Genomic DNA, 22,888 nt, shown 5'->3' with positions numbered 1-22,888 from the left:
TCGTAGGTCGAGATCAGCAGGTCGAGCATCTGCTGGCGGCTGGCGTTGATGAAGTGCTTCTGCTCGCCCAGGTACACGCCGATGCCCGCTTCCGGCCCCGCATCCTGGCGCAGGCGTTGGTTCAGCAGCACCTGGCTGATGCGGTTCAGTAGGTAATCCTCGGAATAGGGCTTGCGGATGAAGTTGTCGGCGCCCGACTCGATGCCGCGGATGATGTCCTTGGCGTCGTTGAGCGCGGTGACGAGGATGTCGCGCAGTGTGGGATCGGCCTTGAGCGCGCGGCACAATTCGTAGCCGTTCATCTCGGGCATGATGATGTCCGAGACGATCAGCTGCGGCCTGTGCTCGCGGATCTGGTCGAGCGCCTTGCGGCCGTTGGCGGCGACGCGCGCGCGGTAGCCGGCCGATGCGATCAGGCGGCGCAGCCGCTCGGCCTGGGTCGGGCTGTCCTCGACGATGAGGATTTCATGGTCTTGCGCCTGCAGTTCCCGTTCTTGTTCCACGCGTTCGCCTCCTGGTTCGAGGCTTGCACTATACCGGATCTTGCGGAGCGTCCTCGCCCTGGAATGCACCTGCGCGCCAGGTCAGCACCAGCGTGTCGCGGTAGCCGTTCTCGCCTGTCGGCTGGATCGGCGTCGACTCGTGGATCACCGCGGCGTCGTCGATCATCAGCAAAGTCCACGGTTCGGTCATCGTGAAGCGCTTGCCTCCCGGGCCGGCCGCTTCGAAAATGCGCGTCTCGCCGCCCTTGATGTTGTGGCGCGCAACCAGCAGCACGGCGACGAAGTCGACGCCGTCGCGGTGCGCGCCCTCGGGCGTCGGCCGGCCGATGCCTTCCAGCGTGTCGATGCGAAACTGGTGCGCCTCGACGTGCCAGCGCTGCGCGCCCTTGACGGCGGAGCAGGCCAGTCCGAGCGCATGCAGCAGCTTGCCCCAGGCCGGCTGCGCGATCGTCGCCGGCTCGATCGGCTCGAACAGGCGGTGCATGCCGCCGTGCAGCGCGTTGTACTCGATCGGCTGCCAGTGCGCGCGGTGCGGCGTCTGCGCCAGCTCCGCGCCGTCGTCGATGAAGCACGAGTGGCGCCGGCGCCGATAGCGGCCGCCGTCCTTCAGGTAGTTGTCCAGCGCGAGGTGGTCCCAGGCGGGAACCAGCGCATTCAGGTCGTCGAGTGCGCAGCCGGCGAGGGCGGCGACGTCAAGGGGGCGCAGCAGCGCGTAGCCGGCGGTGCGCAGGTCGTGCGCCAGCTCGGACGGATCGGTAAAGGGCAGGGCGGGAGTCGTCATCGCCGATAGCGTAGCATTTTTGCCCCGCCCGCGTGCGGCCCCTACCAGTTCTTGATCAGCATCAGCCGCGCCGAGCGCGACTCGATCGGATGGAAATGGATGTCGGTCACCGCCGCCGTTTCGTTCTTCAGGCGCGACGCATACAGGTAGTCGATTGCCGAATCGCGCCGGTTGGCCAGGTTGAAGCCTTCCAGTTCGATCTTCATCGATTTGTTGATGCGGTAGGCGATGCGGCCGTTGATGGTCATGCTCGGCCTGGAGCGCACGCTGTTGTCTTCGATGAGCGGGCGCGGGCCGAAGTAGCGCAGCCGCAGCGCGCCCGACCAGGCGCCGAACTGGTCGACCGTCAGCGCGACCTGGCCGACGCCTTCGACGGCGCCCGGTATCCGGTCGCCTTCCGGCGCGAAGTCGCGCGAACGGGCGCGCGCGAACGCCGCGTCGACGTCGATCGTCAGCCACTTCAGCGGCTTGTAATAGTTGGAGATCTCGATGCCGTTGCGCCGGCTCGGGCGGCCCGCCTCGGTGGTGCCGGCGTCGCCCACAAAAGTCAGCTCGGAATCGAAGTCGAGGCGATACAGCGACAGCGAGGTTTTCAGCCCCGGCACGACCTCGGTGCGCACGCCCAGCTCGATGCCGCGCGAACGCACCAGGCCGGGCACGCGCTCGACGGACTCGCCGGTCTTTGGGTCGATGGTGGTCAGCGTGCCGCGCGCGTCGTTGCTGTGGAAACCGCTGCCGGCATTGACGTAGAACTCGGTCTGCTTCCACGGCCCGAACGCCAGGTTCAGCGAGGGACTCAGCAGGCTGTCGTGCGCCGTGCCCGCATTGGCGGCCAGGTCGCCGCGCACCTTGAAGCGGTAGCCGTCTGCGCGCACGCCGGCGGTGCTGCGGAACCAGTCGGTCCAGCGCGTGTGGTTTTCGACGTACACGCCAAGGCTGGTCTCGACCACGTGGTCTTCGCGCGTGGTGGACAGCCGCTTGCGCGCCTTCGTGTTGTACAAACCGTTGAAGATATTATCGTTTTGCAGCTGGAAGCCGACCGTGAAGTCGGACACCCGCCCGCCAGGGTGCGTGTGCCACGTGTGCGTGCCGTTCGCGCCGCTTGTCACGCGCCGGTCCGGCTGGCTGAACTGGTCGCCGTTGACCGGGTCGTCGAGGAAGTAGGTGAAGTTCGAATACAGGTCCAGCTGGTTGCGGATCATGTAGGCGTTGACCTTCGAGGTCGAGTCCGAGCCGGTGCGGCGCCACACGCCTGACAGGCTGTAGCGGTGGGCGTTGCCGCCGTCGGTGGCATCGATCGCATCGAAACGGTCGAGGGCGCCGGCGTCGACCGCGCGCAGCGGCACCTGGTCGGTCGCGTTCCACTTGCCGCGGTAGGCCATCGCCGTCACCGAAAAGCCGTTGTTCGCGTAGCCCTGGCTATAGCGCAGCACGCCGTTGACCTTCTGATAGTCGTCGGGATGGACGAAGGGGCCGTCGTTGTGCAGCAGTTCGAGCGCGTAAAGCAGGTTGCCCTTGCCCAGTTCGGGCGCCGCCGCGATCATCGTGCGCGCATAGCCGTTCTGGCCGATGCTGGCGCTGGCCACATTCTCCGTCAGCCGGTTCGAGTACGTCATCGCCGCGCTGCCGGCGGAAGCGAAATCGCCTTCCTGCGCCGAGTACGGGCCCTTCTTGTAATCGAGCCGGGCCGCCAGCTCGGGGATCACGAAATTGAGGTCGGTCCAGCCCTGGCCATGCGCGTGGCTGCGCTGGTTGACCGGCATGTCCTCGACGGTCGTGCGCAGGTCGGTGCCGTGATCGAGGTTGAAGCCGCGCAGGTAGAACTGGTTGGCCTTGCCTTCGCCGCTATGCTGGCTGACGATCAGCCCCGGCGTCGCCTCGAGGATTTCGCCCGGCCGGTACAGCGTGCGCGCCGCAAGCTGCTTCTGGTCGACGCTGCCGGCGTTGGCCGAATCGGCGACGCCCAGCTGGCTCGCGCGCGAACCTTGCACCAGGATGCGCTGGAGGACGTCGTCGTCGGCCTGGCAGGAGGCGTGCATCAGCAGCGCGGCGAGCGCGCACGGGATCGGGCGTAATCTCAGTGGCATGACGGGACGTTCAGCGGGTGGGCAGGTCGACTTTCTGCCGATCGAATGACAAGGTCCTGATATTACCGGCCTCATTGAGGTTCACTGTGTTCGCTTGCGCACCGATGAAATCGATCAGCACCTCGTCGTGGATCCGCGCCGCCTTCGACAAGGGCGTGTTTTCGATCTCCTGGTAGATCTCGACGGTTTCCGCGCCCGCCTTCAGGCCGACCCAGTGCAGCGGCAGGCGGCGCTTGTCGGCGCCCTCGATCCAGAACTGCTTCTCGATGTATTTGCGCAGGACCGCCTCGTCCTCCGGCTGCGTCAGGTCGAACTGGCGCTGGTACAGGTTCTGCAACAGCGCCGCGATGTCGTCGGCCTGGTAGGTGTGCACCAACTCGGTGCTGCCGGTCTTCTGGTTGAACGAGATGTCCGTGATCCCGATGTGAAACTGGTGCGCCTGTGCCGCCGCGCAGCACAAGGCCAGCGCGGAGAACCACAGCTTAAAAGCGCGTATCACTTCTCGTCCTTCTTGATCGGCTTGAGCGGCGTCTTCATGTCCTTCATCAGGTCATTGGTCCCGCGCTCGGACTTGAACAGCTCGACGCGGGACGGCGTGATCTTGCGCGGCCAGGCGTTGTTGCTGACGTCCGTGTCGGCGGTTTCCCAGTACGGGTCCTGAACGAGGCCGACCATCGGCTCGTCGGTGACGATCAGCTTGGTCGCCTTCTTCGAGTTGTAGCGCCACACTTCGGCCGGGATGCGTTCGATGTACTTCTTGCCGCTTTTGAGCTCAATCTCCAGCACCAGCGGCGTCACGAGCCCACCGAGGTTGGAGAAATCGACCAGGTACAGGTGCTTGCCTTGTGCGAGCAGCGCCTTCTCCCACGGCTCCAGCGCTTCCATCGTCTCGTTGTACTTGTTGCGGTCCTTGTTGGTGACCGTGAAGTCGTCGTGATCGTTGTAGAAGTCCTTGAGCTCGGGATGCGCATCGACGCGGCGGGCAAGCGTGCCTTTGTTGCGCTGGTCGGTCATCGACACCGGTTCGGCATCCTTCTGCGCCTTTTTCCACGCCTTTTCGACCTCCGGGTTCTTGCTGCTTACGCCGTATTCGGTGATGCCGTCGACGCTGACGTCGACCGAGTCGGTGGTGTAGAACCAGCCGCGCCAGAACCAGTCAAGGTCGGTGCCCGACGCGTCTTCCATGGTGCGGAAGAAGTCCGAAGGAGTAGGACGCTTGAACTTCCAGCGCTGCGCATATTCGCGGAAGGCGAAGTCGAACAGCTCGCGGCCCAGCACCGTCTCGCGCAGGATGTTCAGCGCGGTGGCCGGCTTGGCGTAGGCGTTGTTCCCGCGCTGGAGCACCGACTCCGAATTTGTCATGATCGGCACCTGGTTCTTGCCGCGCATGTAGTCGACGATGGCGCGCGGCTCGCCGCGCGAGCGCGGGAAGTTCTCCTCCCACGCCTGCTCGGCCAGGAACTGCACGAAGGTGTTAATCCCCTCGTCCATCCATGTCCACTGGCGCTCGTCCGAATTGACGATCATCGGGAAGTAGTTGTGGCCCACCTCGTGGATGATCACGCCGATCAGGCCATACTTGGTCGCCTTCGAATAGGTGATCTCGCCGGTCTTCTTGTCCTTGGTCGGGCGCGGGCCGTTGAACGAGATCATCGGATATTCCATGCCGCCGACCGGGCCGTTGACCGAAATCGCGGTCGGGTAGGGATAGTCGAACGAGTACTTGTTGTACTGGTCGATGGTGTGGATCACCGCCTGGGTCGAAAACTTCTCCCACAGCGGATTGCCTTCCTTCGGATAGAACGACATCGCCATCACGTCGGTGCCGCCCTTCTTGTAGCCCTGCGCGTCCCAGATGAACTTGCGGCTGGTGGCGAACGCGAAATCGCGCACGTTCTTGGCCTTGAAGTGCCAGGTCTTGGTGGCGCTGCTGCGCGCCTTCTCGGCCGCTTCGGCTTCCGCCTGGGTGACGATGACGACAGGCTTGCTGGCCGTGCGCGCCTGGCGCAGGCGGTCGCGCTGGGCGGCGGTCAGCACGGCGTCCGGATTCTGCAGCTCGCCGGTGCTGGCGACGATATGGTCGGCCGGGACGGTCAGCTCGACGTCGTAGTCGCCGAATTCCAGCGTGAACTCGCCGTCGCCCAGGTACTGCTTGTTCTGCCAGCCGGCCGCGTCGTAGTAGGCCGCCATGCGCGGGAACCACTGCGCGATTTCGAACAGCTCGTTCTTGTCGGCGTCGTCGAAGCGCTCGTAGCCGCTGCGCCGTCCCAGCACGTTCAGTTCGGGCACCTTGAAGTTCCACGCCATGCTGAAAGAGAACGCCGAACCGGGCTTCATCGGCTGCGGCAGGTCGATCCGCATCATGGTCTTGTTGACGACGTAGTGCAGCGGCTGGCCGTCGGGTCCCGTGAGCGACGTGATCCTGAAGCCGCCGTCGAACGTGCGGCTCTCCAGGTTGAAGCGCATCGCCTCGAACTTCATGCCGTCCGCTTCGGACTTGGCGGCGCCCCACGATTCGCGCGACGGCACGGTGGCGGCCAGGCGATTGTCCGAATCGGCGCGGAACATGTTCTGGTCCAGCTGCACCCACAGGTAGGACAGCGTATCGGGCGAATTGTTATGGTAGGTGACGGTGCCGGCGCCGGAAATCGCCCGGTTCTTCTCGTCGAGCGTGGCGCGCAGCTTGTAGTCGGCGCGCTGCTGCCAGTAGGCGTGGCCCGGGGCGCCGGACGCGGTGCGCATGCTGCCGGGCGTCGGCAGCAGCTCGTCGAGCTGGCGGAATTTGTCGTCGAACTGCTGCGCGGCGGCGGACAGCGAAAGGAGAAGGGCGGCGAGAGCAATGGGAAGGCGTTTGATGTTCATGGGCGTGGCTGTGCTGGAATGAGTACCGGCAGCGGAGCGAAATTCATCGCGCGGCTGCCGGCTGGCTTGCTGCTGTTTCAGGGACTCAATCGTCTTTCGGCTTGTCGGCCTTGTCTTTCGAGTCCTTGGTTTTCAATGGCGTCCTGAAGTCCTTCATCAGGTCGTTGGTGCCGCGCTCGGACTTGAACAGCTCGACGCGCGACGGCGTGATCTTGCGCGGCCAGGCGTTGTTGCTGACATCCGTATCGGCGGTTTCCCAGTACGGGTCCTGAACGAGGCCGACCATTGGCTCGTCGGTGACGATCAGCTTGGTCGCCTTCTTCGAGTTGTAGCGCCACACTTCGGCAGGAATCCGTTCGATGTACTTCTTGCCGCTCTTGAGTTCAATCTCCAGCACCAGCGGCGTCACCAGCCCGCCGATATTGGTGAAGTCGACCAGGTACAGATGCTTGCCCTGCGCGAGCAGCGCCTTCTCCCATGGCTCCAGCGTCTCCATCGTCTCGTTGTACTTGTTGCGGTCCTTGTTGGTGACCGTGAAGTCGTCGTGGTCGTTGTAGAAGTCCTTCAGCTCAGGGTGCGCATCGACGCGGCGCGCGAGCGTGCCCTTGTTGCGCTGGTCGGTCAGCGAAACCGGCTCGGCATCCTTCTGCGACTTCTTCCAGGCCTTCTCGATTTCCGGATTCTTGCTGCTCACGCCGTACTCGGTAATGCCGTCGACGCTGACGTCGACGTTATCGGTGGTGTAGAACCAGCCACGCCAGAACCAGTCAAGGTCGGTGCCCGATGCGTCTTCCATGGTGCGGAAGAAGTCCGACGGGGTCGGGCGCTTGAACTTCCAGCGCTGCGCGTACTCGCGGAAGGCGAAGTCGAACAGCTCGCGGCCCAGCACCGTTTCGCGCAGAATGATCAGCGCGGTGGTCGGCTTGGCATAGGCGTTCATCCCGAACTGCAGGACCGACTCCGAGTTGGTCATGATCGGCACCTGGTTCTTGCCGCGCATGTAGTCGACGATGGCGCGCGGTTCGCCGCGCGATTGCGGATAGTTCTCTTCCCACGCCTGCTCGGCCAGGTACTGCACGAAGCTGTTCAGGCCCTCGTCCATCCAGGTCCACTGGCGTTCGTCGGAGTTGACGATCATCGGGAAGTAGTTGTGGCCCACCTCGTGGATGATCACGCCGATCAGGCCGTACTTGGCCTGCTTCGAGTAGGTAATCTCGCCGGTCTTCTTGTCCTTGGTCGGACGCGGGCCGTTAAACGAAATCATCGGGTATTCCATGCCGCCGACCGGGCCGTTGACCGAGATCGCGGTCGGGTACGGGTAGTCCAGCGAGTACTTGTTGTACTGCTCGATGGTGTGGACGATCGCCTGGGTCGAGAACTTTTCCCACAGCGGATTGCCTTCCTTCGGGTAGTACGACATCGCCATCGTGTTGGTGCCGTCCTTCTTGTAGCCCTGCGCGTCCCAGATGAACTTGCGGCTGGTGGCGAACGCGAAGTCGCGCACGTTCTTCGCCTTGAAATGCCAGGTCTTGGTGGCGGTGCTGCGCGATCTCTCGGCCGCTTCGGCTTCGGCCTGGGTGACGATGATCACCGGCTTGCTGGCGCTGCGCGCCTGGCGCAGGCGGTCGCGCTGGGTCGCGGTCAGCACCGCGTCCGGGTTCTGCAGCTCGCCCGTGCTGGCGACGATGTGGTCGGCCGGGACGGTCAGCGACACGTCGTAGTCGCCGAATTCGAGCGTGAACTCGCCCGAGCCGAGGAACTGCTTGTGCTGCCAGCCGTAGACGTCGTAGTAGGCGGCCATGCGCGGGAACCACTGCGCAATCTCGAACAGGTCGTTCTTGTCGGCGTCGTCGAAGCGTTCGTAGCCGGAGCGTCCGCCCAGCGCCTTGGCGTCGTTGATCTTGTAGTTCCAGTCGATGCTGAAGACGAACTTCGCGCCCGGCTTGAGCGCCTGCGGCATATCGATCCGCATCATCGTCTTGTTGATGACGAAGCGCAGCGGCCGGCCGTCCGGTCCCTTGACCGACCTGATGTTGAAGCCGCCCTGGAAGGTGCGGCTCTCCATCATCGATCGCATGGTTTCGAAACGCACGCCGTCTTGTTCGCCGCGGGCCTTGGCCCAGGCGTCGCGCGACGGCACGGTGGAGCTCATGCGGTTGTCCGAACCCGGCGTGAACAGGTTCTGGTCCAGCTGCAGCCACAGGTAGTTCAGGGTGTCGGGAGAGTTGTTATGGTACGTGACCGTTTCGGCGGCGCTAATGGCGCGGTTGGCCTCGTCGAGCGTGGCGCGGATCGAATAATCGGCGCGCTGCTGCCAGTAGGCATGGCCGGGGGCGCCGGACGCGGTCCGGATGGCGCCTGGCGTCGGCAGCAGTTCGTCGAGCTGGCGGAACTTGTCGTCGAACGGTTCGGCCGCGAACGCGGACACTGTGAGGCACAAAGCCGCCAAGCAGATCGGCAAACGGATCATGATTACCCTGTCTCTATTATGAAATTAGGATAACTATTCTAATAGTAGTGATCGTCAATTGCCCGTTGGAATTGTAAAAAACCTGAAACAATCCACTCGGCAAGAGTTATCATGGAAAACAGTGGTGTAAAAGGGAGACGCGCGGGGATGGATATTAACTTCAAGGCAACCATTTTGATTGTGGACAGCTGGTCCGACAATCTGGTGCTGATGAAAGAACTGCTGCAGGGGCGCTATCACGTCAAGCTGGCCGGCACCGGCGCCGACGCGCTGCGGCTGGCCGAGATGGCGCCGCGCCCCGACCTGATCCTGCTCGATGCGACCCTGCCCGACATGGATTCCGAAGCCGTGCTGCAGGAACTGCGCGGCGACTTCCTCAGCGCCGAAATTCCCGTGATTTTCCTGAGCGCCGAGGGCGACCCGGCCGACGAAAGGCGCGCGTTCCGTATCGGCGCCTCCGACGTGATCGCCAAGCCGGTGACCGCCGAGCCGCTGTGGGCGCGCGTCGCGCTGCAACTCGAACTCAGGACGCTGCGCGCGATGCACAAGAACCGCGACAGCCAGCTCGATTACCTGGTGGCCGCGCGCACCCGCGAAGCGGTCCGCATGCAGGACGCGACGATTCTGGCGATGGCGACGCTGGCCGAAGCGCGCGACCCGAACGCCGGCTCCCACCTGCGGCGCACCCAGCTGCTGTTCACCGCGCTGGCGCGCGAGCTGCGCTTCCATCCGCGCTTCGCCGCCGAACTGGGCGACGCCAACATTGCGCTGATGTCGCAGGCGGCCCCGCTGCACGACATCGGCAAGGTCGCGATTCCCGATGCCATCCTCGAAAAGCCGGGGCGCCTGACCGCCGAAGAATTCGACATCATGAAGCGGCACACGGTGGCCGGGCGCGACGCGATTGCCGGCGTCGAGCAGACTTTGGGCGGCACCAACCCGTTCCTGCGCTACGCGCGCGAAATCACTTACTCGCACCAGGAAAAATGGGACGGTTCCGGCTATCCGGAAGGACTGCGCGGCGAACAGATTCCGCTGGCGGCACGCCTGATGACGGTGGTCGACGTCTACGACGCCCTGATCTCGAAGCGCGTCTACAAGCCGGCCTTTACCCACGAAACGGCGGTCGAGCTGATACGCCAGGGCCGCGGCGAACACTTCGATCCCGACATGGTCGACGCCATGCTGGCGATCGAAGAGCAGTTCCGCGCCATCTGCGCCGAGTTCCCCGACGCGGAATAAGGATCGGTTCAGGCCCATGCGACGCGATCCGATCCGAGCCAACGGCTACTTTGCGTTCGCCATCGGCATCTGCCTCACTTTCTGGATCTGCTTCATGGTGGCCGATGCGCAGGACGCCCAGATCCGGCGTGATTTCGCGCGCGATACCGACAAGGTCGCGACCGACACTTCGGTGCGGCTGCGAACCTACTTCGACATGCTGCTCAGCCTCAAGGGCATGTTCGCGGTTACGGGTGAAGTCGACCGCGATCAGTTCGCGCGCTTCGTCCACCAGCTGCGCCTGACCGAACGCTATCCGGGCTTCCGAGCGATCCAGTTCGTGCGCGCGGTGCCGGATCACGACATCGACAGTTTCATCGCCGACGTGCGCAAGCAGGCCGGCGCGCCGAATTTCGCCATCCATCCGGCGATCGAAAGCCCCGAGCATTTCGTCATCGAATTCAATGAGCCGATGAAGGGCAATGAAAACGCCTTCGGCCTCGACCTCGCCAGCCTGCCGTCGCAACTGGCGGCGGTGCGGGAAGCGCGCGACAGCGGCCAGATCGTCGCGACCGGGCGCACGCTGCTTGTGCAGGATGCGGCGCGCCATCCTGGATTTGTCGCGCGCGCGCCGATCTATCGCCAGAACATGCCGCTCGATACGGTGGAACAGCGTCGCGCCGCCTTCATCGGCGTGGTGGCGATCGTGTTCCGGGTCGATGACCTGATCCACGAGATGGTCGACCCGGCGCTGCTGCGCCACATCGCATTGCAGATCGTCGATGCGGGCGACGCCAATTCGCAGCAGCCGCTGGCCGCCGGCGAAGACAACATCCTGTTCGACAGCCTGCCTCCCGGCGGGCGCACGCTGGACAAGCGCAAGCGCCAGGTCCAGATCAACGTCGCCCAGCGCCGCTGGATTGCCCGTTTCAGCGCGCTGGAAGGCAGCCGCTACAGCCGCGACGTCACGCCGCTGTTCCTGATCGCCGGCGCCGGTTTCGTGATCAGCCTCCTGATCGGCGCCTTGATGGCGGCGTCGCGCCGCGGCCGCACGCTGACGCAGAAGCTGCGCGCCGCGCTGGTCGAGCAGCGAGCCAGTGTGGCCGAACTGGAGGCGCAAAAGGCCAGCCTGGAAATGGCGCACGGCGACCTGTCGCAGGTATTGGGAACGCTGAAGCAGGCGCAGGCCAGCCTGATCACGTCGGAGAAACTGGCGTCGCTGGGGGCGCTGGTGGCCGGCATCGCGCACGAGCTCAACACGCCGATCGGCAACAGCCTGCTGACGGCCACCGCGCTGGCGGACATGGTCAACGAGTTCGAGAAAAAGTATGCCGAGGGCGGCATCAAGCGTTCGGCGCTGGAGGCGCACCTGGCCGATACGCGCCAGGCCTGCGGCATCATGGCCAGTTCGCTGAGCCGCGCGGCCGATCTGATCACCTCGTTCAAGCAGGTGTCGGTGGACCAGACCAGCGACCAGCGGCGCCGCTTCGAGCTGGGCGAAGTGGTGCACGATACGGTCGCCACGTTCGCCGCGCAGCTGCGCCGCACCAACTGCCGGATCGACGTCGACGTGCCGCCGAATGTGGTGCTCGATTCGTATCCGGGCGGGCTGGGGCAAGTGCTGTCGAACCTGATCAACAACGCGCTGCTGCATGCGTTCGGCGACCGGGTGGCGCCGCGGATCGCGATCAGCGCGCGCGAGATCGACCAGGGCCAGGTGGTGCTCAACTTCAGCGACGACGGCATCGGCATGAGCGAGAAGACGCTGCACCAGGTGTTCGATCCCTTCTTCACCACCAAGCTGGGGCAGGGCGGGTCGGGGCTGGGCATGAACATTGTCTACAACGTCGTCACCGGCATGCTGGGCGGGACCATCGTGATCGCATCGACGCCGGGCAACGGCACCAGCATCACCATCATGCTGCCGAAAAACGCCCCGAATCAAGCCGTGGCGGATGCCGACCGGGGTCTGGTCCTGCGGACCTGACCCCAGCCCTTGGGCCGCGGCGCGCGTGACACACCAAAAGGTGACGCACCCAGTCGGGTGAATCAGTCGAAGCCGCGCGCAGGAAATGCCGCGTCGCGCTGAATCCAGTTCTGTGGCGAATAGGCCGTGCGGCCATCAGTCGCGTGAAGGGTGTACGCATGGCGCGACACCGGCGAGCGGTTGGGCGCGCTGTAATGCGGCAGCAGCCCGTGGAAGCACACCAGGCTGCCCGCCGTCGCTTCCAGCGGGACCGCCACGCTGTCATCCGGCCACGGCGTCGAGTCCAGCTTTTCCATCCTGACCTCGTCGCCATTGCGCACGAAGCGTTCGCGCATCGGCCCCCGATGCCCGCCCGGCTCGACCCAGAGGCAACCGTTGTCGATGGTGGCGTCTTCCAGCGCAAACCAGAACGTCGTCACGCTGATCGGCGTGGTCTCGAAGAAGGTCGCATCCTGATGCCAGCGCACTTCGCCGCCAATGCCAGGCTGTTTGAAGATGTACATGGACTGCCAGACCAGCGCATCCACCAGGCCAAGATCGCGCGCCACGGCAGCCAGCTTCGGGTCGCGCGAAAAGCGCTCGAACACCGGATCGTGATCGTGCAGCGCATGGCCGATCTTGTTGATGGAGAGTGACTTGTCCTGCTTCAGGCGCCCCTGCGCGTCGAACGCATCTTCCTCGAAAAAGCAGCGGATCGTGTTGTCCGAGCCGAGGAAATAAGCGTCGGTGGAGGTGGCCTGGTTCTGCGTCGTAAAGATAGAGCTGCCCTGACCCGGGTCGAACGCGTCGACGATCTGCGCGGCGCGCTCACGAATGGCCGCGATCTCTTCCGCGCTTTTGAAACCGGGAAGCACGAGGAAGCCTTCGTTCTTGTATCGATCGCGCTGTTCAGGGGTGAGCATGATGCGTCCTGTGGAGGTTATCGCGACAATTGTAGCGCGGCGCACGGGCCACGCGTCAGGCTCGCGGCAATGCGACAGGCTGCCAGAATCGGGGCCTGGAATGCTGGCGGAAGCGCCGGGCTACAGCGTCCAGGCGCCGTCGCTGTAGACGCGCTGGTCGTCGAGATACACCGCCTCGGTCACCGCAAACACGTCGACGTGGTAACGCGCATCCTTGCGCTTGAAGCCGGGCTTCGGGTACACGCCGTGCTTGGCGCCCAGCGACAGGTGGATGCCGCACATGCGCTCGTAGGTGCCGATGTCGTTGACGCGCCGCTCGCGGGTGAATGCCCGGTTCATGCCGAAACCGAGCTCGCGCAGCCACACTTCGCCTTCGTCGGCGCGAATGATCTCGAGAACGCGCTCGAATTCCGGCGTCGCGTTCTCGGCGCCGACGACGCGGCCCCGTTCGACGATCAGCATGATCGGCGTCTCCGGCCGGTTCACCAGGTAGGAGGTGTCGCCGAACACGTGCACGCGCACGCGCCCGTTCACCGCTTCCAGGTCCTGCGCCTCGGTGAACACTTCGCCGATCGGGAACTGCCCGCCGACGTTGTTCATGCCGCTGTAATCGCCGATATTGAGCTTGGCAGGCTCCAGCTTCGAATCGAACACCAGCAGTTCGCCGCCGCTGTCGACCTTCGCCGACGAAGCGCTGTCGATGCGCTCCTTCAGCGCGCGCCCCACGCCGCGGTAGTACGCCGGGTCGTAGGCCAGCGACTCGATGTAGTGCGCCCCCTGCGCGCCCGGCATGCGCGACAGGTGCACATGCTCGATCACCTTCAGACCGAGCTTGAACAGCTCGACGCGGATGCGGAACGCCTCGAGCCGGAAGTTAGTCGACTGGACCAGCACCACCAGGTCGGACGGCGCCAGGCGCCGGAATGCGGCCAGCACTTCGTCCGGCGCGACCTTGTCGAAATCGACGAAAACGGCGTCGGGCAGGTTGCGCCGGTATCCCTCGGCGAGCGCGCGCGACAGGCCGGTGCGCTCGTCGTACACCACCAGCGCGGCATGCGCCGGCCCGTGCCCGACCACCTGCGCCAGCACATCGCGCAGGTGCGCGGCGGCGGTGTCGATGTCGTGGGCGGGGAGGTCGTCGGTGGCAGTCATGGGGCAGGGGATTCGGATGGAGCCTGCAATTATACGTAGATGGCCGGCCGCTTGCGCTGGATCAAAGCAATTCGCCGATGTTGATGCAAAGTTGGTTGCTGGAAATGCACAGACTGTTGGAGGAGCCATGAACACGAGGACGATGCGTGCGATCGTGATGTCCCTGCTGATGATGCTCGGTTCGGCCGCCTTCGCGCAGTCGCAGGCTCCGGAGCAGGCGGCGCTGCAGTTCTACCGCTGGTACATGCACGCGCTGGCGATCGACGACGATCCGCTGCGCCACTCCACCCTGCAGATGGAAGCATTCGTCGACCAGGGCCTGGTGAAGGACCTGAAGCGGCGCACGCAGCGCAAGGGACTGCGCGCGGACTACTTCATCCAGGCGCAGGACTACATGGAGGACTGGACCACCGACATTCGCGCGGTGCGGCCCGTCGTTCAAGGCAACCTGGCCAGCGTGGTCGTCATCCTCGGCGCCACCGCCGAGACCAGGCGCATCCTGGCGTTGACGCTGACCCGTAGCAGCGGCGCCTGGAAGATCAGCATGGTGCGCCTCGTATAAAGGAGAAACCGATGGAAGCGTTCAAAGTGGGCATCGAAGATTTCCAGGCCAATTTCGAGGAATTCCTCGTCGCGGGCAATCCCGTGTCGATCACCTTTAGGGGCAGCACGATCGCCCATTTCATTCCCACCGCCGGGCCGGACAGCGCACTGCTGACGGCCCTGATCGAGCCCGGTGGAAAGCGCGACCGCCGGCGCGCCCCGCGCACCAGGAGCGTGGACGCCATCGCCGCCCAATTCGCCGCCGCACAGAAGCGCGGGAAGTAGGGCGCTGCCCACATGCATATCCCGCGTGCCGCGCCCTGAAAGCGCGCCACGCGATACCCTCCAATCAAACTTCCCGCATCAGCCAGTTACGCTATGATTTGAACRCAAAAAGCACCCTTGGCAACATGCGAAAGGGCCGCGTTCAACATGCATATATCGGCGGGCGGAATGGCATATCGGTGGGAAACGCCAGCAAGCGTCTGGCTGGAAGACGAGGCAAGCGGCCAGTTCGAACTGGCCGCGAGCGAAGGGCTGTCGCGCATCGACTGGCAAGGCCAGGCCCGTGCGCGGCTGCGCGACGTCGCCCACCTGCTCGGCGCCTCGCTGCCGCAAGCATGCAGCTGTGCGCCGATCTATCCCGAAGGCTTCGCGTTCTGCCCGACCTGCGGCCGCCCGCTGAACAAGCTCGCCGGCCGCGTCAAAGCGGCGTCCGACTGGTGGGGCCCATGGTCCGACCAGTTCTTGCCGCGCCACGTGCCGCATGGCTTGCCGGTGACTTCGCTGGCGCTGGGCGACGCCCTCGAGGAACGCCCCGCGGCGCCGGCCATCGGCCGCGCTGACGCCAGCATGCCGGCGCCGCCCAACGCGCAATGCGTTTTCGCCGCCGGCAGCTACGGCTTTCCGGAGCAGCGCCTGCTCGCGCTGGCGCCGGCCCGCAACGTGCTGCAGTACTGGGATCCGCTGGCGCAGCTGTGGCACGTGATGACGCCGGAAGATCACAGCGCCGACCTGTCCTTCACCCGCTCCGCTTACGGCTGGCTGCCGGCGACCACCCCGCGCCGCGGTGAAGTCGCGCTGGTGCCGACCGACAGTGGCCTGTGCCGCCTGTGGATCAATCCCGTCAGCGAAACCTGTCGCGCCGATTCGGTGTTCGACGCCGCCATCGCCAGCGCGCCCGGCGCCGTGCGCCGCCACGTCGCCTGCCTGTTCAACAGCGCCGGCGGCACCCGGATGTGGAGCGCGCTGGCCGACTGCTCTCAGGTCGAACTTTACGACTGCCCCGGCGCACCGGCAAACGGCTGGATGCGCCCGATCGCCTACGACGGCCGCCTGCTCTGGCTGCACGAGATGGGCCAGCTGACTTGGCAGCCGGGCGCGCCGCCGCAATGGCTGCCGTGGCCGCAGGGCTTCTCGCCGCGCCTCGAATTCGGCGGCCCTACGCAAAGCCGCGACGGCCGCCTGTGGCACATCGGCCACGCCGGACAGGAGTACTGCTTCATCGAGTTGGGCAAGGAGAACCCGCAGTTCGAGCCGATCAGCGGCGCGCGCCTCGGCTTCGCCAACTTCCTGTTCCGCCGCGGCCACGAAGTCATCGCCGAACCGTGGGACGTCGAGAATGTCGAGGACCTGCACGAAGACGATTCGCTGGTGCTGCCGCTGCTGCGCGGCTTCAACAACAACCGCAGCCAGCCGAGCGGCCTTGTGCTGCGCTTTCACAAATACACCGGCCGCGCCGAAGAAGCGCTGGCCGGCCGCACCATCCCGCGCACCACGGTGGAATGGATCGGCCGCCGCAACGTCATCCTCGACGAGATCGTGCGCCTTTCGCGCCCGCTCGAATGCGTGCCGTTCGTGTATGCGGAGAGCCTGTGGCTGCACCATCCGGACTGGAACCAGATCCGCGGCTGGCGCCTGGAAGACCTGTCGTGATGCGCCGCTTCGCAAAAGCCATCGCTTTGTCTGCGCTGCTGTGCACCGGCCCCGCGTTCGCCACCTCCCATGTGTTCCTGGTCCAGAACTCGGGCTGGATGGAGCCGTTCTACACCGACCCCGCTTCGCAGTACAAGCCGCTCGTGACCGAGCTTGCGTCGGCGGTGTCGCGGCCTGGCGACCTGCTGGTGCTGGCCGCCTTCAATCAAAGCCTGCCCGGCGCCCCGTCGCCGAAGGCGCTGCTGTCGTCGAAGGCCGGTTCATCGACGCGCGCTGACGTCCGCGGCGCCCTGGCCAGCCTGCAGACTGCGCAAAAGCCGGGAAGCACCGTACTGGCCGACACCGACCTGGGAGAAGCGGTGAATGCCGCCGTGAACACCGCGCTGGCCGGCAAGCCTGGACTGGTGTGGCTGTTCACGAACAACCGCAACAGCCCGAACAACGATCAGGCCACCGCGCGCCGGAACCGCGAATTCTACGAATTGATCCACGCGGGCGGCGCCATCAGCAAGGCGCTGGCCTTTCCGCTAAAGATGCCGGTCAAGGGAACGCACTACAGCGCCAACGGTCTAATGGTATATGTCTTCGCGATAGGAGAAGAGGGCGCGCGCGACCTGGATCGCCTGCTGGCGTCGGGCCGTATCGCCGGCGTCATCACCGAGCCGCCGGCGCGACTGAAGCCGCTCGATCGCGATACCGTGCGGCTGGTGCCGCGCCGCGTTTCCGATGCGCCCGGCGTGGCGTTTTCCATGGGACCGGGCGGCATGCTGCGCGCCGATGTCGAATCGGATGCGCGCACGCCGGCCGCGAAAATAGTCTGGAACCTGGAAAACACCATGTACCCGTACACCATCGCCAGCGCCCGCATCGGCGCCCGCTCCGTGCTGGCAGCGCAGGACCGGCCGATCGCGCTGGCCAGTGACAAGGTGACGTCGCTCGCGCCGGGCAAGACCGAACCGCTGTCGTCGGTGATGCAGCTGCCGGTGGCGCAACTGCCGTCGAAGTGGTCGGCGCAGGCGATCGGTTCGGCCGGATCGGCCTACGTCATGCCGGGCCGGATCGAACTCACCCTGGCCGATCAGCGGCTCGAACTGTCGCAGGCCTTCCGCCAGCGCATGGAATCCCTGTTCCCCGGCGACCCTCTGCCCGAAATCTTCACGCCGCCGGCGCGCATCCACGGATCGACCGCGGTGCTGCCGATCGAGGTGCGGGTCCACTACGGCATCGCGCCGCTGGCCGCGCTGATCGGCGCCGGGCTGGCACTTGTGAGCGCGCTGGGCGCCGCCGCGCTGGCCTACGGCCGGCCGCGCCGCACTTACCTCACGGTCGAAGACGAACTGCGCACCGTCCACACGCGCGCCGGGGTGACGCAGCCGATTTTCGACAAGGCGGGCAACAAGGTCGCGCAACTCAAGACCACCCTGTTCGGCCAGCAGCTGATCGACCTGCGCGAAGGTGCGCAGGTCCGGCTTGGCCGCTGATTTTTTCCGCAGAACCCGAAGGAAGCAAACGACATGCAAAACGACCAGTCCCCAGCATCCGCGCCCGCCGCCGATCCCGGCTTCAAGCTTCCCGCAGACGCCGCCAGCGCGCCACCGGCCGACGCGCCGCCGAAGCCGGGCGGCGCGCCGCTTGAGGTGCAGCCCGCCGCCGCGCCAGTCGCCACCGACACCTCGACGCGCGACCTGGCGATCGGCGGCACCGCCTTCCTGATCCTGCTCGTGATCTTCTTCTTCGTCCGCAACGCCTACGTGCATCACATGGTGGTGCGGCGCGTGGCGCCATCGTCCGCCGGCAGCGCCGGCTGGCTGATGTTCGTCGGCCTGTGCTTCCTCTCCGCCGCGGCGGTGCTGGCGATCGTCAACGCCAGCAAATTCCTCACCTTCGCGGTCACCGGACCGCTGGTGGCAGTCGGCCTGATCGCGCTGGTCGCGACGCTGTTCATCGGCCGCCGCTGATCCACCTCACTGAAAGAACGCCATGGCTGAATTTCCCAACATCGCAAGCGCCGACAAGAAGGCCGAACTGAAGGTGGACCTGCGCCCGACCCTGTTCATCGGCGCCGGCGGCACCGGCATGGAAGTGATGATGCGGATCCGCCGCCGCATCCTGTCGGCCGTCTGGAACCGCCATCACCCGACCCGCGTGGAATCGATCGCCGACTTCCCGGTCGCGCGCTTCCTCCATTTCGACCTCGACAACCACGCCATCATCGACGAGGGCAAATCGCTGCGCACCGATCCCTGGTACGAGCTGGTCAAGCTGTCCGACGAAGAGCGCCTGGTCGAGCCGCTCGACCTGCCGCAGTACCACGAGTCCGACGACAGCCTGGCGCGCTTCCCGCTGATCGAAAGCTGGATGCCGCTGCGGCCCAAGAAACTGCGTTCGCTCGGCATCGACCCATCGAAAGGCGCCGGCCAGATCCGCGCGCTGGCGCGTCTGTACCTGTTCGACAAATACCCGAAGCTGCGCGGCCGCATCAAGGGCGCGCTGAATTTCTTGAGCAGCAATGCCGGCAACGAGCGCAAGGAAACCTACCAGCGCCTGGGCCTGCAGGTCGACACCTCCAAGTTCCGCATCGTCGTCATCGCCTCGTGCGCGGGCGGCACCGGCGCCGGCGCCGCGATCGACCTTGGCTGGATCTCGAAAGCGATCGCGCGCCAGGAAGTGTCGGACAACCAGGTCGACCTGGTGATGTTCATGCCGTCCGGCTTCGCCAAGGCCAACAAGGAGCGCACGGAGGCGAACGCCTACGCCACCCTGATGGAGCTGGAAACCACCATGCGTGACATGAACGCGCGAGTGAAGTGGATGGACCCGGACAGCGTGGTCGGCAAGGGTGCGCCATTCGACGACGTGTATTTCGTCGACACCGCCAACCTCGCCAACAAGGCCACGCAGGACATCAAGGACGTCTACCAGATGGTGGCGGACACGCTGTTCGAGGACTTCGCGTCGGCCGATTTCGCCAACCGCAAGCGTTCGATCGCGGTCAACCAGCAGCAGCACAAGCTCGGGCCGTTCAACCCGCGCGTGCCGGAGCAGCGCTTCGGCGACATGCGCCTGTCGTACTCGAAGGTGTACTCCGCTTTCGGCCAGGCGGTGCTCGACACCCAGCAAAGCCTGCGCGACGACATCCGCGCCTACGAACTGTCGGCGCTGATGGTGAAGGCCTTCTTTGGCCTGGCCGGCACCGACGGCGGCGCCGCGCGGCGGGCCGGCGACCAGGAGCGCGACATCTTCATGCGCGACCACATGGCGATGCGCGAGCGCGCCTTCGACGAATTCCCCGACTTCAGGAAGGGCACGGCCGACGTCACGCCGTTCCAGGAATACGCGTTGACCGACCAGCTGCTGATGGACAAGGACGGGCGCTCGCTGCTCGAGCGGGTCGAAAGCAAGGTGCAGATCGAAATCGACCGCATCATGGCGGCGTACGACCTGAAGGTGTGGCGCGAGAAGGTGGCGGAGCTGCTGCCGCAGCTGGAGCGCGATGCGATCCGCGAAGCCGGCGCCACCGCCGAAACCAGCGAAGACCGCATCAAGCGCCACACCACCGAACTGATGGACCGCCTGAAAGGCCGCGCCCGCACCCAGTTGTATGCGCTGCTGGACGACCGCAAGCAGGGCGGCCTCGAATTCGTGCTGTCGCTGCTGGAACAGGTGAAAGGGCGCCTGCACCAGCGCGACCTGACTAACGCGGAGCGCAACGGCAAGCGCTATCGCGACATCCGCGACGCGCTGCGCACCCGCCAGGTCGAGGAATCTCTCAACCACCTGTCGCAGGCCGCGTCCAAACTGTTCGGCAAGGACGCCCAGGCGCGCGAAGTGATGGCGCACCTGAAGCGCGACATCGCCGACTACCTGCGCTTCCACCTGCTCGCGGTGGCGGCCGGCCAGTCGGTCGAAGTGATGCGCGGGATGTCGGCCTGGCTGGGCGACCCGCAGTCGCTCGATGAACACGGGCAGCCGCGCTGGAGCGGCATCGCCGGCGAATTCCAGGAGGGCCGGCGCAGCGTGCAGGCCATGCTGGGCGCGGTGGACCAGCGCATCGGCCAGTTGCGCGCCGACGCGCAGCAGGAGCACGCGACCTACATCAAGCTGGCCAGCGACCTGGTGCCGGAGCCGGCCAAGCTGACCGGCGATATCCGCGAGTGGAGCGAAGAGGTGCTGCTCGAATTCGGAGGTTCCGCGCGTTTGTTCCCGCAACTGGGCGACGACCGCATGCGCGCCAGCCTGCTGCTCAAGCTGTTCCGGCGCGCGCAAACCCAGCTCTCGGTGGAACTGGCCGCGGGCGAGGCGCCGTCCGACCCGCTGCTCGAACGGCTGTCGGCGATGTCGCCGCAGGAACGCGCGCGCATCTTCGGCGAGTGGCTGCGCAGCGCCATGCCGTGGATTAATGCGCGCTTTTCGGCCGAATTCACGCCGCGCGCCGACCAGTTCAAGTGCTTCATCGGCGTCGGCGACGTCAACGCATGGCGCCGCATGGAGGCAGAGATCCGCGCGGCCGTGCCGACCGGTTCCTTCCACGGCGACCTGGTCAACATCGTCAACACAGGTATCTCCGGCAAGGCGGTGTGCTACATCGAGCTGTCCGGCTACCCGATGACGGTGCTGCGCGGCCTGCCGACCTGGCGCACCTCGTACCAGATCGAGAACCCGAAGATCCCGACCCACCTGCACTTCGACTCGACCCGCTTCCGCCATCCGATTTCGCCGTCGATGGACGAACTCAATCGGCTGGCCGACGACTACGAATGGTTCCTGCAGGCGAACGCGCTCGGCGTCATCAAGCGCAAGCCCGACCTGGCGGACCGTGAGGCCTCGTTTCAGCCGCGCGGCCAATACCTGTTCGAAGTCGAACCCGGTTCCGGCGAATGGCTCCAGATCGGCAACGAGTTCGCGATCCGCTCGAACGGCTTGCCGCCTTACTACCGCGAGCAGGTAATCGCCGCGGTGCAGCGCAAGCTGGCCGGTATGGGGCCGAACCAGTTCATCCTGCTCGCTGCCCTGATGCGGCATTACCAGCAGCGCGTGTACGAGCCCAAGCTGGAGATCGACGAGACCGGCGCCCAGCTGCCGTCGCCGTCGCTGCCGAACATCACCGCGCGACGGCTGTACGACCAGTGGCTGCGGCGCGCGACGGCCTTGAATCCGGCGGCGAGCGGCGCGCGGGTCGATGCCGCGATGGCGAGCCTGGCGCAGTGGACCGAGCCGGTGCCGGATTCGGCCAGCGACGCTTATCACTGGGAAGTGGAGCGCGAGGCCGACAAGCGCGTGATCCGTGCCGACGTGCTGGCAAGCGACGAGCGCGCCGGCGAGGTGCTTGAAGCTGGCGCGGCGCCCGCGGCGCCGGCCGGCGCGCGCTACAAGCTATTCCTTGGCGGGGCGCAGCAGGGACCCTACGCGGTGGACGACCTCGCGCGGCGCATCGCGCGCGGCGAAGTCACGCGCGACACCAGGGTGTGGAACATGCAGTGGAATCCGAAGGCCGACAAATGGCAGTACGCCGGCCACATGCCGGAGCTGGCGCCGCTGTTCGCCGACGCCATCCCCGATCCCGACGACGACATACCCGATCCGACGTGAACATCGACCTGCAAAACGAGGTGATTTACCGCTGCGTGAGCAGCGGCTGCAAGCGCCCGATGCCGCGCAGGGTGAACTTTTGTCCGTACTGCGGAACCAGCCAGGATACCGGGCTGCCGCCAGCCGGGGAGCCGGCGCCGCGTCCGGCGGTGTCGATCGCAAAGTCCGAGCCGCCGCTGGCCTATCCGGCGCCGGCGGCGCCTGTCCCGGCGCCGCCACCGATGGTCGCTGCGCCTCCGCCTTCGGTGCGCGCCGCCGTGCCCGCGGCGCCCCCGCAGCGGGAGCCGGTGCGCTTGCGATGGTGGCTGCTCGCGCTCGGCGCGCTGTGGCTGATATGGATCGTGCAGCGGCCCGACACGAAGAACTTCGATGCGCGCATCGAGAAGGCGATTGCGCTGGCGACGGACTGCAAGCCGGCGCAAGCGCAGTCGGAGCTGATTGCGCTGCAGGAGAATGGGGCGACGCCGGCACAGCTGCTGCGCGTGCAGGCGGCATTGAACGACGCCGACGCCGCATGCACCGCCAAACGCGGACGTGCGCGCGCGGCGCCGAAGCCGGTCCGGCCGCCGCCTACCCAGCAGGCGCAGTCGGCGCGCAACCTCATCGCCGATGCGCGCGAGGCGCTCGACCGCGGCGACTACAAGGCGGCGTCGGACAAGATGGAGGTGTGCACGGCGATGGTCGATGCGGGCAACCGCGACTGCATTGCCTTGAAGGCGCGGGCGGACCGGCTGCAGATGGACTTCCAGCGCTGCCTGGCCAGCGGGCGTAACTGGATCGGCGACCAATGCCAGTAATTGGCGTCAAGGGCAAGTTCACGCGGCGCCGGCAAACCCGGGGTCAGGTCCGGCGGACC

The 22,888-nt window shown here is 65.8% G+C and carries 17 protein-coding genes; 9 read left to right on the top strand and 8 right to left on the bottom strand.

Translation table 11 applies throughout. The annotated features are described in order from the left end of the window. The 6 genes from AC1D02_RS15575 to AC1D02_RS15550 all read right to left on the bottom strand — a co-directional run. Positions 1-503, bottom strand: a 503-nt coding sequence (locus AC1D02_RS15575; RefSeq protein WP_477318406.1) for a response regulator, incomplete at its 3' end; no start/stop codon positions are given. Positions 504-531: 28 nt separating this feature from the next. Continuing rightward, complete coding sequence (locus AC1D02_RS15570) at positions 532-1,284, bottom strand: 2OG-Fe dioxygenase family protein (RefSeq protein ID WP_477318404.1); 753 nt, start codon at positions 1,282-1,284, stop codon at positions 532-534. A 41-nt stretch (positions 1,285-1,325) separates the two neighbouring features. Further along, positions 1,326-3,371, bottom strand: a complete 2,046-nt coding sequence (locus AC1D02_RS15565; protein ID WP_477318402.1) for a TonB-dependent receptor — start codon at positions 3,369-3,371, stop codon at positions 1,326-1,328. Positions 3,372-3,381: 10 nt separating this feature from the next. Then, entirely contained in the window at positions 3,382-3,870 is a 489-nt protein-coding gene (locus tag AC1D02_RS15560; protein WP_477318400.1) for a DUF6702 family protein, read from the bottom strand. Next, positions 3,867-6,233: a M1 family metallopeptidase gene (locus tag AC1D02_RS15555; RefSeq protein WP_477318398.1), complete on the bottom strand. Its 2,367-nt coding sequence runs from the start codon at positions 6,231-6,233 to the stop codon at positions 3,867-3,869. Before AC1D02_RS15555 ends, AC1D02_RS15560 begins: the two co-directional genes overlap by 4 nt. 85 nt (positions 6,234-6,318) lie before the next feature. Further along, positions 6,319-8,703, bottom strand: a complete 2,385-nt coding sequence (locus AC1D02_RS15550; RefSeq protein ID WP_477318396.1) for a M1 family metallopeptidase — start codon at positions 8,701-8,703, stop codon at positions 6,319-6,321. A gap of 147 nt (positions 8,704-8,850) precedes the next feature. Here AC1D02_RS15550 and AC1D02_RS15545 point away from each other — a divergent pair, with 147 nt between their 5' ends. Beyond that, entirely contained in the window at positions 8,851-9,945 is a 1,095-nt protein-coding gene (locus AC1D02_RS15545) for an HD-GYP domain-containing protein (RefSeq protein ID WP_477318394.1), read from the top strand. A 16-nt stretch (positions 9,946-9,961) separates the two neighbouring features. Next, complete coding sequence (locus AC1D02_RS15540) at positions 9,962-11,911, top strand: CHASE domain-containing sensor histidine kinase (RefSeq protein ID WP_477318392.1); 1,950 nt, start codon at positions 9,962-9,964, stop codon at positions 11,909-11,911. Positions 11,912-11,973: 62 nt separating this feature from the next. Here AC1D02_RS15540 and AC1D02_RS15535 read toward each other — a convergent pair whose 3' ends face one another. Both AC1D02_RS15535 and AC1D02_RS15530 read right to left on the bottom strand, forming a co-directional pair. Further along, positions 11,974-12,813: a phytanoyl-CoA dioxygenase family protein gene (locus AC1D02_RS15535; protein WP_477318390.1), complete on the bottom strand. Its 840-nt coding sequence runs from the start codon at positions 12,811-12,813 to the stop codon at positions 11,974-11,976. A 120-nt stretch (positions 12,814-12,933) separates the two neighbouring features. Next, positions 12,934-13,965, bottom strand: coding sequence for a M29 family metallopeptidase (locus AC1D02_RS15530; RefSeq protein WP_477318388.1), 1,032 nt, complete (start codon positions 13,963-13,965; stop codon positions 12,934-12,936). 127 nt (positions 13,966-14,092) lie between these two features. On the opposite strand from AC1D02_RS15530, the gene AC1D02_RS15525 reads away from it, so the two are divergent. The 7 genes from AC1D02_RS15525 (at position 14,093) to AC1D02_RS15495 (ending at position 22,829) form a co-directional block, all read left to right on the top strand. Then, positions 14,093-14,527, top strand: coding sequence for a DUF3828 domain-containing protein (locus tag AC1D02_RS15525; RefSeq protein WP_477318386.1), 435 nt, complete (start codon positions 14,093-14,095; stop codon positions 14,525-14,527). An 11-nt stretch (positions 14,528-14,538) separates the two neighbouring features. Beyond that, on the top strand, positions 14,539-14,793 hold the full coding sequence (locus AC1D02_RS15520) for a hypothetical protein (protein WP_477318384.1): 255 nt from the start codon (positions 14,539-14,541) through the stop codon (positions 14,791-14,793). A 168-nt stretch (positions 14,794-14,961) separates the two neighbouring features. Continuing rightward, complete coding sequence (locus AC1D02_RS15515) at positions 14,962-16,443, top strand: hypothetical protein (RefSeq protein WP_477318382.1); 1,482 nt, start codon at positions 14,962-14,964, stop codon at positions 16,441-16,443. Next, a complete protein-coding gene (locus tag AC1D02_RS15510; RefSeq protein WP_477318429.1) occupies positions 16,443-17,924 on the top strand; it encodes a hypothetical protein in 1,482 nt (493 codons plus the stop codon). The genes AC1D02_RS15515 and AC1D02_RS15510 overlap by 1 nt, the downstream gene beginning before the upstream one ends. Before the next feature lie 33 nt (positions 17,925-17,957). Continuing rightward, positions 17,958-18,401, top strand: a complete 444-nt coding sequence (locus AC1D02_RS15505) for a hypothetical protein (protein WP_477318380.1) — start codon at positions 17,958-17,960, stop codon at positions 18,399-18,401. A gap of 22 nt (positions 18,402-18,423) precedes the next feature. Continuing rightward, positions 18,424-22,032, top strand: coding sequence for a tubulin-like doman-containing protein (locus AC1D02_RS15500; RefSeq protein WP_477318378.1), 3,609 nt, complete (start codon positions 18,424-18,426; stop codon positions 22,030-22,032). Beyond that, positions 22,029-22,829, top strand: coding sequence for a hypothetical protein (locus AC1D02_RS15495; protein ID WP_477318376.1), 801 nt, complete (start codon positions 22,029-22,031; stop codon positions 22,827-22,829). Before AC1D02_RS15500 ends, AC1D02_RS15495 begins: the two co-directional genes overlap by 4 nt. The last annotated feature ends 59 nt before the right edge of the window (positions 22,830-22,888 follow it).

Source organism: Massilia sp. P1_C10 (assembly GCF_056406475.1).
This window is presented reverse-complemented; position numbering and strand designations above follow the sequence as displayed.